Source organism: Acinetobacter halotolerans (assembly GCF_004208515.1).
GTDB lineage: Bacteria > Pseudomonadota > Gammaproteobacteria > Pseudomonadales > Moraxellaceae > Acinetobacter > Acinetobacter halotolerans.
Genome location: NZ_SGIM01000002.1, coordinates 21,669 through 34,863 on the forward strand (window position 1 = coordinate 21,669; position 13,195 = coordinate 34,863).

The 13,195-nt window shown below is 40.2% G+C and carries 12 protein-coding genes; 7 read left to right on the forward strand and 5 right to left on the reverse strand.

Features of this window, described 5'->3' with window-relative positions; genetic code table 11:
- Positions 1 to 13: 13 nt before the first annotated feature.
- Positions 14 to 1,153 carry a glutamine-hydrolyzing carbamoyl-phosphate synthase small subunit gene (gene carA, locus EXE30_RS02190; protein WP_130161000.1) on the reverse strand — a complete coding sequence of 380 codons (1,140 nt, stop codon included), beginning with the start codon at positions 1,151 to 1,153 and terminating at the stop codon, positions 14 to 16.
- Between the two features lie 361 nt (positions 1,154 to 1,514).
- Here carA and EXE30_RS02195 point away from each other — a divergent pair, with 361 nt between their 5' ends.
- The gene (locus EXE30_RS02195; protein ID WP_130161001.1) at positions 1,515 to 2,057 is read left to right on the forward strand and encodes a FliH/SctL family protein; all 543 of its coding nucleotides are present in this window, start codon (positions 1,515 to 1,517) and stop codon (positions 2,055 to 2,057) included.
- A 53-nt stretch (positions 2,058 to 2,110) separates the two neighbouring features.
- Here the strand turns inward: EXE30_RS02195 and EXE30_RS02200 are convergent, their stop codons facing one another.
- Positions 2,111 to 2,647 carry a DOMON-like domain-containing protein gene (locus tag EXE30_RS02200; protein ID WP_130161002.1) on the reverse strand — a complete coding sequence of 179 codons (537 nt, stop codon included), beginning with the start codon at positions 2,645 to 2,647 and terminating at the stop codon, positions 2,111 to 2,113.
- 5 nt (positions 2,648 to 2,652) lie between these two features.
- The gene (gene yhbY / locus EXE30_RS02205; RefSeq protein WP_130161003.1) at positions 2,653 to 2,976 is read right to left on the reverse strand and encodes a ribosome assembly RNA-binding protein YhbY; all 324 of its coding nucleotides are present in this window, start codon (positions 2,974 to 2,976) and stop codon (positions 2,653 to 2,655) included.
- 227 nt (positions 2,977 to 3,203) lie between these two features.
- On the opposite strand from yhbY, the gene rlmE reads away from it, so the two are divergent.
- The 6 genes from rlmE (at position 3,204) to EXE30_RS02235 (ending at position 10,091) form a co-directional block, all read left to right on the forward strand.
- The gene (gene rlmE, locus EXE30_RS02210) at positions 3,204 to 3,854 is read left to right on the forward strand and encodes a 23S rRNA (uridine(2552)-2'-O)-methyltransferase RlmE (protein ID WP_004669142.1); all 651 of its coding nucleotides are present in this window, start codon (positions 3,204 to 3,206) and stop codon (positions 3,852 to 3,854) included.
- Positions 3,855 to 3,991: 137 nt separating this feature from the next.
- Positions 3,992 to 5,887: an ATP-dependent zinc metalloprotease FtsH gene (gene ftsH / locus EXE30_RS02215; RefSeq protein WP_130161004.1), complete on the forward strand. Its 1,896-nt coding sequence runs from the start codon at positions 3,992 to 3,994 to the stop codon at positions 5,885 to 5,887.
- Between the two features lie 132 nt (positions 5,888 to 6,019).
- The gene (gene folP / locus EXE30_RS02220) at positions 6,020 to 6,880 is read left to right on the forward strand and encodes a dihydropteroate synthase (protein WP_130161005.1); all 861 of its coding nucleotides are present in this window, start codon (positions 6,020 to 6,022) and stop codon (positions 6,878 to 6,880) included.
- A 204-nt stretch (positions 6,881 to 7,084) separates the two neighbouring features.
- Positions 7,085 to 8,593 (forward strand): vWA domain-containing protein, encoded by a 1,509-nt coding sequence (locus tag EXE30_RS02225; RefSeq protein ID WP_407641633.1) that lies wholly within the window; start codon positions 7,085 to 7,087, stop codon positions 8,591 to 8,593.
- 87 nt (positions 8,594 to 8,680) lie between these two features.
- A complete protein-coding gene (locus tag EXE30_RS02230; RefSeq protein WP_130161007.1) occupies positions 8,681 to 9,601 on the forward strand; it encodes a pyridoxal-phosphate dependent enzyme in 921 nt (306 codons plus the stop codon).
- Positions 9,602 to 9,776: 175 nt separating this feature from the next.
- Positions 9,777 to 10,091 carry a DUF5713 family protein gene (locus EXE30_RS02235; protein ID WP_130161008.1) on the forward strand — a complete coding sequence of 105 codons (315 nt, stop codon included), beginning with the start codon at positions 9,777 to 9,779 and terminating at the stop codon, positions 10,089 to 10,091.
- Between the two features lie 35 nt (positions 10,092 to 10,126).
- On the opposite strand, the gene EXE30_RS02240 is transcribed toward EXE30_RS02235, so the two are convergent.
- Positions 10,127 to 11,722: a CocE/NonD family hydrolase gene (locus EXE30_RS02240; RefSeq protein WP_130161009.1), complete on the reverse strand. Its 1,596-nt coding sequence runs from the start codon at positions 11,720 to 11,722 to the stop codon at positions 10,127 to 10,129.
- A gap of 157 nt (positions 11,723 to 11,879) precedes the next feature.
- Positions 11,880 to 12,830, reverse strand: coding sequence for a DMT family transporter (locus EXE30_RS02245; RefSeq protein WP_130161010.1), 951 nt, complete (start codon positions 12,828 to 12,830; stop codon positions 11,880 to 11,882).
- Positions 12,831 to 13,195: the final 365 nt, after the last annotated feature.

Consider the following 13,195-nt stretch of genomic DNA (forward strand, 5'->3'; position numbering starts at 1 on the left):
TACTCGCTCTTGATTACTGTTTAGATGCTTCAATTAATTCAATAAAATGATCGAATAATGGAGCACAATCATGTGGGCCAGGACTCGCTTCAGGGTGACCTTGGAAGCTGAATGCTGGTTTGTCAGTACGATGAATACCTTGGTTTGTACCATCAAACAGTGAGCGATGAGTCACTTTTAAGTTTGTTGGTAAGGTGCTTTCATCAACAGCAAAGCCGTGGTTTTGAGAGGTAATCATCACTGTACCTTTTTCAAGATTTTGTACAGGATGGTTAGCACCGTGGTGACCATGATTCATTTTCATGGTTTTTGCGCCAGAAGCGAGTGCCAAAATTTGATGACCTAAACAAATACCGAAGACAGGTAAACTTGTTGTTTCAACAATGGTTTTCACTGCTGCAATGGCATAATCACATGCTGCTGGATCACCAGGGCCATTTGATAAGAACACACCATCTGGATTTAACGCGAGCACTTGCTCCGCAGAGGTCTGCGCAGGAACGACAGTGAGTTTACAACCACGGTCAGCAAGCATACGTAGGATGTTGGTTTTGACACCATAATCGTATGCCACAACATGAAATTTCATTTCAGGTTGAGTAAAGCCTTGATTTAAAACCCAAGAGCCTTCAGTCCATTCAAAACCTTCTGGATCACAGCATTCTTTAGCAAGGTCTAAACCAGTTAAGCCGCCAAATGCACGTGCTTTGGCAATTGCTTCTTCTTCTGTAATATTTTCGCCAGCAAGGATGCAACCATTTTGTGCACCTTTGTCACGTAAAATACGTGTCAATTTGCGTGTATCAATATCAGCGATTGCAACAACATTGTGTTGTTGCAAATATTCACTTAGAGATTGTTCAGCACGGAAATTGCTGTGTAATAAAGGAAGATCACGAATAATCAAACCATTCGCCCATACTTTATGGATGCGACCTGATTCAACGTCTTCGCTATTACAGCCTGTATTTCCGATATGAGGATAAGTCAGCGTCACAATTTGTTGTGCGTAACTTGGATCAGTCAAAATTTCTTGATAGCCAGTCATGGCGGTATTAAAAACGACTTCACCAGTCGTATTTCCCGATGCACCGATAGACGTTCCTTTAAAGATCGTTCCATCAGCGAGGGCTAAAATGGCGGGGATGCTCAAACCAAAGCTCCTGAACTAAAACCACAAAAATAAGGCTGTAAAAAAGCGAGAAGACATAAAAAAAGGCAGGCTGTCTTTAAAAAACATGGCCTCCTTCTGGTCTGCTCGCTTATAACTTAACAGCGCATTATACGCATGAGTATGTGAGAAGTCTATGAGTTTTATTTATTAAAAACAGGAAATACGTGATTTCTTTGACACTATAGATTTGAATAAGGGTCTATTGCAGAATCCGTCATTTTTAGATCTACCTTTTGAGATATTATGCAAATTGTCTAACAATTTTTTGGTGGTTTTAGGCGAAAGCGTTTTATCTTATATCTAGCCAAAAAATCAACAATCAGTATAGAGGGGAATCATAATGGCTGAGAATCAAACTACAGCAGCTGCTGAAGAAGTGAAAGACGTTGTTGTTGAGAAAACTGCAAAAGCGAAAGAAGCTGTAGCTGAGAAAACGGCAAAGGCGAAAGAAGTTGTTGCAGAAAAAACAGCGAAAGCGAAAGAAGTGATTGCTGAAACTCAAGAGCAAGCAAAAGAAGTGATTGCTGAAACTCAAGAGCAAGTTAAAGAAGCTTTGGCTGACACTCAAGCAAAAATTGAGACTGAAGCAAAAGAATTGAATCAAAATATTCAAAATCAACTTACGCAACTTAAGCAAGATCTTTTACAGCGTATTGATGTGATCAAAACTCAATTGAATTCATCTCAAGGTAACTTGGTTGAGCTCAAAAATGCATTGAAAACTGAGTTAAATACTTTGATCGAAGATTTAACTAAAGTAAGCAAAGAGCTTAAAGATGACATCAGTCAAATTTCAGTGAAGCATAAAGATACTTTAGTTGGTAGCTTTAAGCGTACTAAAGGTCAAGCTGTTGAAGCTTGGAACAAAGTACGTGCAAATTAAGCACTAAGTTAGAATGAAAAAAAGCGAGAAATTTATTTCTCGCTTTTTTTGTTTTAAAACTGATGTAACCAATCTCGTTTATTATGGAAGTCTGCTTGGGGACTACTATGCTGCATGGCAAAATACTGCACGCCTTGTGAAGTATTCAATACTGCTGCTAAGCCTAGATATAAGTCAGACCATTTTAGTTGATGTTGTTGCATAAATTTGGATAAATCTAAGCTGACATTCAAACCATAATGGGTTCGCTGTAAATGATTTAGCTCGATGTCGTATGCCGCAACCGGCGGCATATTTTCAGGAAAGCGGTATTCTTCAAATTGATACACTTGCCAAGCTTGTGAAGGGGAGAGGTTGATTTCACGATAGAAATCTTGGTCTTTCACACCCACAAAGAGTTCAAAACAAGTGTTTTCCCACAAAAAGTCCTGACGTGGGTGTGCCGCGACTTTTTCTGGATAAATCAAAAACTGATTTGGATCACTCACCCAGAAAGCAACATTTAAGGTTGCTGGGGTTAGCTGCTCAATCGCTCCTACCACACTAATACTGTGAAAACGATCAAAAGCAGAAAGATCATAACTTGCCATTTCGATTACTGACTTAGGTGAGCAAAGCGTACGAGGTTTGACAGATGTTGATTTTGTTTTGCTGCTTTTTTATAGAGCAAAACGATTTTACCGATTTTTTGTACTGCTTCTGCACCAGTAGCTTCAACAATCGCATCAATTACAGCTGCACGTGCCTCGCGATCTTCACCCGCAATTTTTACTTTAATCAATTCGTGATCATTTAACGCACGATGCGCTTCTTCAATTACACTTTCTGTAAGCCCTTGACCACCAATCATGACAACTGGATTAAGTGCATGACCGATTTGACGTAAACGTTTACGTTCATGGATAGATAAAGCTGCCATTGAAAAATACCTGATTTGAAAAACGACCTAGTATAGCTTGCATCCTGAATCTAAGATAGATTCAGGATGCAAGCACTTGAGGCAAATGTGCGTAAAACGATTGAAACGATCAATAGTGATAATCAAAAAACTGTAAAAGATCGTAGCATTGAACTGCTCCGATACTGTAATAAGCAGAATTTTCACGTACAATGATCAATCAGAAGTTTTTTGAAATTTAGAGAGTTATGGCGACACGCATTACCAATCAAAAATTGTCGAAAAGCAGTCGTGTATGGATGAGAGAGCACTTAGACGATCCTTTTGTAAAAAAAGCACAAAAGGAAGGTTATCGTGCACGTGCAGCATATAAGCTACTTGAGATCCAAGAAAAATATAAAATGATCAAGCCCGGGATGACGGTTGTTGATTTAGGTGCAGCACCTGGTAGTTGGTCGCAAATTGCGGGTAAATTAGTCGGGGCGAACGGTTTGGTTGTTGCCTCTGACATTTTAGCCATGGATGCATTGCCAGATGTCACCTTCTTACAGGGCGATTTCCGCGAAGAAGAAGTTTTCGAAAAATTGTTAAATATTTTAAATGGGCGTCAAGTTGATATTGTAATTTCAGATATGGCCCCCAATACATCAGGTAATAAGGCTGTTGATCAACCGCGTCAAATTTACTTATGTGAATTGGCTTTGGACTTTGCTCAGAAAGTGTTAGGACCGAATGGCCAGTTTTTGGTTAAAGTGTTCCAAGGTACTGGATTTGATGAGTTTAGAAAACAAGTGGTCGATAGTTTTGATGTATTAAAAACAGCTAAACCAGCGGCGTCGCGTGCTCGATCAAAAGAGGTTTTTTTGATTGGACAAGGTCGTAAAAAGGCCTTGAAATAAAAAGTATACTTGCCAAGTTGTTAAAAATTGTGCATTTTGTACCTTTTAAGTTTTTTGCAACGCAAATTCATTGCTGTTTTTGTGAAGGTCAGCCAAGATTAGGTATGATCAAATTAGATTGATATGGGAATAAAGCCTTGAGCGATTACTTCAAGAATGCCGTATTGTGGCTCGTCATACTCGGTGTTCTGATTTTGATTTTTAGCAACGTCAGTGACCGAAATAAACCTGCGGCGATGAAATACTCTGATTTCGTTGCAGCGGTGAATGCTGGACAAATTAAACAAGTCACCATTGATGGTTTAAATATCAGTGGTGAAAAAACTGATAGTTCTCCATTTGAGACCGTTCGTCCACAAGTAGAAGACACTCAGTTGCTACCAAGCTTAAACAAACAAAATGTCGTGGTTGAGGGCATCGCGCCACAACGCCAAGGCATTTTGATGCAACTTCTCATCGCAAGTTTCCCAATATTGCTCATTATTTTGTTGTTCATGTTCTTTATGCGCAACATGGGGGGCGGTGCCGGTGGTAAGAACGGCCCAATGAGTTTTGGTAAGTCAAAAGCCAAAATGCTATCTGAAGATCAAATCAAGATCACTTTTGTGGATGTTGCTGGTTGTGATGAAGCAAAACAAGAAGTGGTTGAAATCGTTGATTTCTTGAAAGACCCATCCAAATTTAAACGTCTTGGTGCAACTATTCCGCGTGGCGTGTTAATGGTTGGTCCTCCTGGTACGGGTAAAACCTTATTAGCGAAAGCAATTGCTGGTGAAGCCAAAGTTCCATTCTTTAGTATTTCAGGTTCTGATTTCGTTGAAATGTTCGTTGGTGTGGGTGCATCGCGTGTTCGTGATATGTTCGAACAAGCAAAACGAAATGCACCATGTATCATCTTTATTGATGAGATTGATGCAGTTGGTCGTCACCGTGGTTCAGGTACAGGTGGTGGTCATGATGAACGTGAGCAAACACTTAACCAAATGTTGGTCGAGATGGATGGTTTTGAGGGCAACGAAGGTGTTATCGTTATTGCTGCCACCAACCGTGCTGATGTTCTCGATAAAGCACTTCTTCGTCCAGGTCGTTTTGACCGTCAAGTGATGGTTGGCTTGCCTGATATTCGTGGGCGTGAGCAAATCCTCAATGTACACTTGAAGAAGCTTCCTTCTGTAACAGGTGTGGATCTTAAAATTCTTGCACGTGGTACACCAGGGTTTTCGGGTGCACAGCTCGCAAACTTAGTCAACGAAGCGGCATTGTTTGCTGCTCGCCGTAATAAAAATACGGTAGATATGCATGACTTCGAAGATGCGAAAGATAAGATTTATATGGGACCTGAACGTAAATCGATGGTACTTCGTGAAGAAGAACGTCGTGCAACGGCTTACCATGAAGCAGGACATGCGATTGTTGCTGAAATCTTACCAGGTACAGATCCAGTGCATAAAGTTACGATCATGCCACGTGGTTGGGCGCTAGGCGTTACTTGGCAGCTTCCTGAACAAGACCAAACCAGTCACTATAAAGATAAGATGCTGAATGAACTTTCCATTTTATTTGGCGGTCGTATTGCAGAAGAAGTATTCATTAACCAAATGTCTACTGGTGCATCGAATGATTTTGAACGTGCAACGAAAATGGCACGTGCTATGGTCACAAAATACGGTATGTCTGATGCGCTTGGTGTAATGGTTTATGAAGATGAAAACCAAAGCGGTTTCTTCGGTAATGTCGGTAGTCGCACTATTTCTGAAGCCACTCAACAAAAAGTGGATGAAGAAGTACGTCGTATTCTTGATCAGCAGTACAAAGTTGCTCGTGATATCTTAGAAAATAATCAAGATATCGCACATGCAATGGTAAAAGCGTTGATGGATTGGGAAACCATTGATCGTGACCAAATCCGTGACATCATGGAAGGTCGTGAACCACAACCACCAAAAGTATATGTAGCTGAAAATCCTGTGGCTGATTTTGAACCGCCTAAAGATGGTCCGTCTACACCACCACCATTGCCAGCAATGAGTTAAACGATTCTAGAAAGAATGAGCGACTTAGGTCGCTCTTTTTTTGTCTTGGTTTTGACCTAAGCTGAAAATAAATCATCAAACATTAAACATTGTTCTTGTTAATATAATGTGATTAAAGTGAGGAGTGTTTTGATGAAGTTGATGCCATTACCACAGCAGCAGTTACAGTGTGGTCGTTTTACATTAGATTTATCTCAGCCTCACATTATGGGAATCCTCAATGTAACACCTGATTCATTTAGCGATGGTGGGCAGTATCATCACCGAGATCAAGCCATCAAACATGCGCTGCAAATGATTGAGGATGGCGCCACCATTATTGATATAGGTGGTGAATCTACTCGCCCGAATGCCTCGCCAGTTGCTGTTGAAGAAGAAATTCGCCGTGTGATTCCTGTGGTACAGGAATTATCAAAATATGATGTGATCATATCGATCGATACCAGTCAGCCTGAAGTGATACGTGCAGCCATCCAAGCAGGTGCACATATTTGGAATGATGTGCGTGCATTGACTCGTCCGCAAGCATTAGAAACCGCTGCTGAACTCAACATTCCAGTGGTATTGATGCATATGCGTGGCGAACCAACCAATATGAATCAACTCGACCAATATAACGATGTTACTGAAGATGTGATGAGGGAACTACATCAGCGATTGGAGCAAGCAATTGCGATCGGCATTAAACCTCAGCATATTATTCTTGATCCGGGGTTCGGTTTTGCTAAAAACGCCCAACAAAATTTTCAACTGCTGCATGATTTTTGGAAGCTCAATCAAATGGGTTATCCAATTTTGTCAGGCTTGTCGCGCAAACGTTTTATTGGCGAAGCATTGAATGGTGTTGCCGCCCAAGAGAGAGTGGTCGGTAGTGTGACGGGGCATTTACTCAGTATTCAACAAGGTGCAAGCATTGTGCGAGCACACGACGTGAAAGCAACAAGTGATGCTGTAAAAGTTTGGAATGCTATGCGTATGGCTGAATCAGCGTAGTGACTAAGAAAGAGTGATAGATACATTCGAATACGGTGTCTTTATATTTTTTTGCATACAATAACGTGAATATTACTATTCATTCGAAAAGACAAAATAAAACTTTGGGATTATAAAATGTATCAAGGCACAAAAATATTTGCATTATCATTGCTCAGTGGTTTGGTAGCAGCCTGCCAACAAGTACCAAATACCCCACAAAGTATGACTGGGATAGGAGCATATGAGCAGGTGCGAGCACCAAGTTTTGCACAGGCGGTCATGCCAGTACCCATTTCAGAACAACAACGCTTAGAACAAGACACCGAAAAATATCAGAAAAATGAAGTTAACCCAGTTTTTAGAGTTTCTGATCAAGCAATCTCAACTTTTAGCATTGATGTGGATACAGGAAGTTATAGCAATACGCGCCGTTTTTTAAATGATGGTCGTTTACCGCCAGCAGATGCGGTTCGTATCGAAGAAATGATTAATTATTTTGACTATCAGTATCCACAACCTATTGGCATACATCCATTTTCAGTGACCACGGAAACAGTGGATTCGCCTTGGAAACAAAATGCCAAACTCATCAAAATCGGAATTCAAGCCAAGGACTTATCGGTCAAGCAATTGCCACCTGCAAATTTAGTTTTTTTGATAGATGTCTCAGGGAGTATGAGTGCGCCAGATAAGTTGCCATTGGTGAAGCAAACATTGCGCTTGTTGACTGAGCAATTACGACCACAAGATAAAGTCACGATTATTACCTATGCCAGTGGTGAAAAACTGGTGCTTAAACCGACTTCAGGAGATCAAAAAGATAAGATTTTAAGTGTCATTAATGCATTAAAAGCGAATGGTGCAACCGCAGGTGAGCGAGCGATCCAACTGGCATATCAGCAAGCTGAGACGGCATTTGTGAAAAATGGAATTAACCGTATTCTCTTAGCCACCGATGGTGATTTTAATGTGGGGATCACCGACTTTAACACTTTAAAATCAATGGTAACTGAAAAACGTAAAAGTGGTATTTCACTCACTACATTAGGTTTCGGTACAGGAAACTATAATGAGCAATTAATGGAACAATTGGCCGATGCAGGAGATGGCAATTATAGCTATATCGACAATAAAAATGAGGCCAAAAAAGTAGTACAGCGTCAGCTTTCATCGACACTTGCAACGGTTGCGCAAGATGTCAAAATTCAGGTCGAGTTTAATCCTGCAACGGTCAAAGAGTACCGTCTCATTGGCTATGAAAATCGCATGTTGAAACAAGAAGATTTTAATAATGATAAAGTGGATGCGGGAGATATCGGTGCAGGGCATCGTGTGACCGCATTTTATGAAATTATTCCCGCTGGTCAGCAGGGCTGGTTAAATGACTCGCGCTATCAAGCACAAACAAAGCCCGATGCCACTAAAAAATCAGAATACGCTTTTGTGAATTTACGCTATAAGCTACCGAATCAAGATAAGAGTATTTTATTGAATCAAGCCGTGAAAATGGGCAGTAAACCGCTTGCTCAGGCGCATAGTGATACTCGTTTTGCGGTCGCTGTTGCCTCTTATGCTCAACAACTCAAAGGTGGGCAATACAATGGTTCAGTCGGATGGGATCAAATTATTCAATTGGCACAGCAGTCTGCTCAACCTGACCCTTATCAAATGCGTGAGGAATTTGTCGAACTTGCTAAAATTGCCAAAAGTTTAAGCGCTAAAAAAGATTGAATATTCATGTTATAAAAGTGGTCGGTGACGATGACCTAACCGACCATGAATGGTACATATTTATAGCAGGATGGAATAACAATCACGATGAAAACACCATTAATTAGATCAAGTGAATTAAGCGAACTCAATAGCTGTAATGTCTGGTTGAAAATGGAATCTGCTCAGCCTACAGGTTCTTTTAAGCAAAGAAGTATCGGCAATGCCTGTCTAAAATACGTAGAAAAAGGGGCAAAGAAATTCATTAGCTCTTCTGGTGGTAACGCTGGTATTTCAGTCGCTTATATGGGAAAAGCACTTAATATTCCTGTCACCGTTATTGTTCCTAAAACGACTTCGCAAAAAGCGATTGATTTAATGCTACAACAAGATGCTGAGGTGATTGTCCAAGGTGAATCTTGGGTGGAAGCCAATGAACTGGCACTTTCATTGGTGAATGATGAAGCCATTTATATTCATCCCTTCGACGATCAATATTTATGGGATGGTGTTGCAACGATTATTGATGAAGTGATTGCGGATGGCATTTATCCGAATGCTGTCATTTTATCAGTAGGAGGAGGCAGTTTAATCTCTGGAATTCATCAAGGCCTAAAACGGAATCATCTAGATATTCCAATTTATGCGATTGAAACGGATGGAACCGCTTCTTTGAATACTGCAATGAAGATGGGCAAGCATATAAAGTTAGAAGAAGTGACGGGGATTGCAACAACACTTGCAGCAAAACAAGTCTGTGAAAATGCATTTCTCATTTCGCAAAGTGAAAATGTTCAAGCTATGACTGTTTCGGATCAAGACGCGGTAACTGCATGTCTGAAATTTTTAGATGATCATCGAACATTGGTTGAGCCTGCTTGTGGCGCAACACTATCTGTTCTATATGATAAAAAAATTAGCTTTTCGCCAACGGAGGATGTGCTGGTGATTGTATGTGGTGGTGCATCTATTACCTTTGAACAACTTTCGAAATATGCTGAGCAATTTTCTCTAAAAACAGTAGCTTAAATTTATAAATTAGCTTTGGAATTCTTTTCCTTACGTTCTACAACGGGATACGTTGAAATAGGCTAAGGTTAATTGATCAAGAGCGGTCGGAAAAACCGCTTTTTTTATGTCTAAATATCGTGATTTTTTCTGGATTGTGGTATAAGCATGGCGTTTTATTGGCATATTATTTTTTATGTTTGAAAATCTACTCCTCCCCATGTTTGATGATGACTATTATCCCGATATTCTGGTTGCAGAAGTCAAACAGCATATGCATCAGTTTGCAAAAAAGGTCAGTCGTTCTGGGTTGTCTGAAACTGAGATTTATCGTTTTGCAAATTTGACTACCATTGAAATTAATGAAATGAAACCGCAGTTTGAAGACCTAGATTCATCTTTAGATGATACCGCGGCGGATTATATTGCCGAAGCGATGATGATGATCGTGCAAGAGGCGGGTTATTTCGATATTGAAATGGAAGAATTAATCGTTAATCGAGAGTGGTAGAAGTCACTCTCGATATTCATTTTTAAATAAAATTTCTAATGAGAATCTATCCATAGTTTAGGTAAAATTATTTCTCCTGAAACCCAAGCTTCTATTTTAGCCTGTTGAAATTTTTGATAATAAATACTTTCACTATTGATCAGCAAGCCCAAGGTATCTCCCTGTTTCAATTCCCCATTTATACTTGGTAGCTCAATGCTTTGTAGTGATTTATTGGGGTCAGCTAAGTCTAAGGTAATCTGATCATAAATTTGTTTTCTGCCTTGATTAAAGGGTGCGGTCTGTTCATTTAAAACAACATATTTCCCCGTTTCTTTTGATTTAACTGCAACAGATATAAATAATACAGGATCACTGGATTCAGCTTTTGCTTCGACATTTAAGCTTAAGCGAGGCGCACCGGTGATATGCGTAACTTGCTGCGCAACATGAATAGGGACAAAAACAGCTTGGGTTGTGGTTGCTGTGATCCATGTTCTATTTAGTGTGTAGGACGTTGTTGGGTTTAGATCTGCAAGATGGTTAACTGGACTATGATCCACGCATAATTCAGGTAGGTTCATTGTAGATTTTTGGTCTTTTAATTTCTGATCGAACCAAATTAAGATTGTGTCTTGTAAGTTGTATTGTTGTTTGTCGCCGCAATGCACAGATTTTCCGATGTACCAAAAAGGTGTTTGACCTGAAGGAGACTGTTGTGCCAATGGTTGCAGATGTCCGCCTTGTACCCCGATTAAATGGACTTTATGCCGTGCTTGTTTGATACATTCAGCTGCTTTTGCGCCCTCATTAAATGGGAATAATATATCTCTAAATCCCTGAATAATCAGTGCATCTGCTTGAGGTGCTTGGTCATGTTCACAAAACCAGCGTGCTTGATGCGTCTTGAGAAAATGATAGGAAGATACATTAAGTTCACCTTGTTGCGTTTCTCGATAGGCTTGCTTAAGTTCGGAATCAAATTTATTCCAATTCCACCAGTCACCGATTAAATTTAAGAACCCAATCCAGTTGCTTTTAGGAACGCCATTTGGCGCAAGGCTATTTATCAGATCATACCAAGTGGTAATCGGGACAATCGCTTGTAAGCGTGGGTCCAATGCCGATGCGAGGTACTGTACACCACCTGCATAAGATTCACCGATCATACCCGTACGAACGCCGTTTTGGTTTTTTGCTAATTGGGGCAGGTGCTTTTCAGCCCAGTTCATGATGGTAATGACATCTTGTGCTTCTTTATCTGGATCAGCCAGACGGATTTTACCTTGACTATTACCATGTCCACGTTGGTCATAACTGATCACCCAATAAACTTGTTTCCATGCAGTTTTGGCGACTTGACCTGTAGGTAAGAGAAAACCGTATAAACTCAGTTCAGGCCGTTTCATACGGGATAAGCCAAAGCCATGGGTATGCAAGAGTAACGGCGCTGTTTGTCCGACTTTTAAATGAGGCTGATACACAGTGAAAGCCAGCACAGTTCCATCTGCGCTTATGGTTTTGGCGTGATAATAACGTTGTTTTAATTCAACTGATTTTTGATGGGCCTGAATGGGCGTCGGGGAGTGATAGGCACAACCTTGTATGACGAGCGCAAAGCTCAAAAATATCCATAAAAGATAAATACGCATAGATTCTTTCATCCTTGAATAAATCTCTGTGAAGTTATGCTGTGATACATAAGGAAATCATATATCTTCAATGATGGTTCTGGTTTAATGCAGCAAACGCTCAAATACTATAATCTAAATTGATAGATCATTTTACTGATCTATCGGTTTTATTGTCTTATAGGTTGTAGGCTTTCTTGCGATAAGCATATAAAAATAGACCAAAGCATAAGCATATCAAGCCCATAATCAAATGCGAACTGAGTGGCTCATGATTGAGCGTGATTCCCCAAAGTGTTGCCAATACAGGAGTTATGATCATGATGAGCATCACTGTAGTTGGGTTGAGTTTTTGAATTAAATGATAATAAAAAATCATAGCAAGCACTGAAGAAAATAATGCGCTATACAGCAAAGCCATACTGCTTTGAAGACTCGGCAGATGCGTTGGAGCTTCTGAGATAAAAAAAGGTAATAAACAGAGATAGCCGATCCATGAAATTAAGGTTGAGCCAGCGGTTTGAGTGATCGGATGAATTTCTGCACCTACTTTTGCAACGGCTAGCATAGAAAGAACATAGAGTAGAACTGCAATGATTTCATAGGCGATCCCCAGCATATCGAGCTGAACATCATCTGTAGCTAAACCCATTGTCAGTAATAAGCCGAGAAAGGCAAGAATTAAACCGTACCATTGACGTGGATGAAAGTGTTCACGTTTTAAAATAAATACCGCAATCAAACCTGACCACAAGGGCGCTGTACCATAAATAATTGAAATCATACCCGATGGAACACGTGTCGCACCCATATAACAAAAAGTCATAGAGCCAAATAACCCAATTGCACCTGCTGTATAACTGGTGATTGCTTTGAAATTTATGCTGAGCTTGAGTCCAAAATAAAACAGACAAACAAAGCTAAGTGGAATGGCGAGACTGTATCGTAGAAATAAACCCCAAGCCCAATGAATATCTTGCACTGTCCATACCGCTGCTAACGGGGTGAATGACCAAATCAGAACAACTGCAATAAATTGACCGACTGGCGCTGGGCGTGGGGAAGTAGAGGCGACAGTCGGTTGTATCTGTGGCGTGGGTATAAAACTTTTTTCATGTGGTTGCGACATGGGAATCTCCAGTAATAACTAAGGTCTATTCAGATTTTTAAAATTTAGGTAAAAAAAAGGCCGCCATTGAGGCGACCTATGTTTCATGAGATGTCATTTTTTTTAACTTGTCATCGGATGAAATAATGCAAAGTCCCCTCGCATAGACATGCAGACACGTCGCCACATTGCATTGGCGAGCAAGCAATCTGCGATATGAGCAAGACCTGTGGTGGAAACTTTATGGATAATCATGTGGGTCATATAAAAATAAGCTTTGGATTTTTATAGCATAAGGGCTGAATGAAAAATAGTCATTATTCGCAATAAACTTAAAAATTTAAAGATCGTCTTTAAAGATTTTATAGTTGCTTAAATTTAAGATC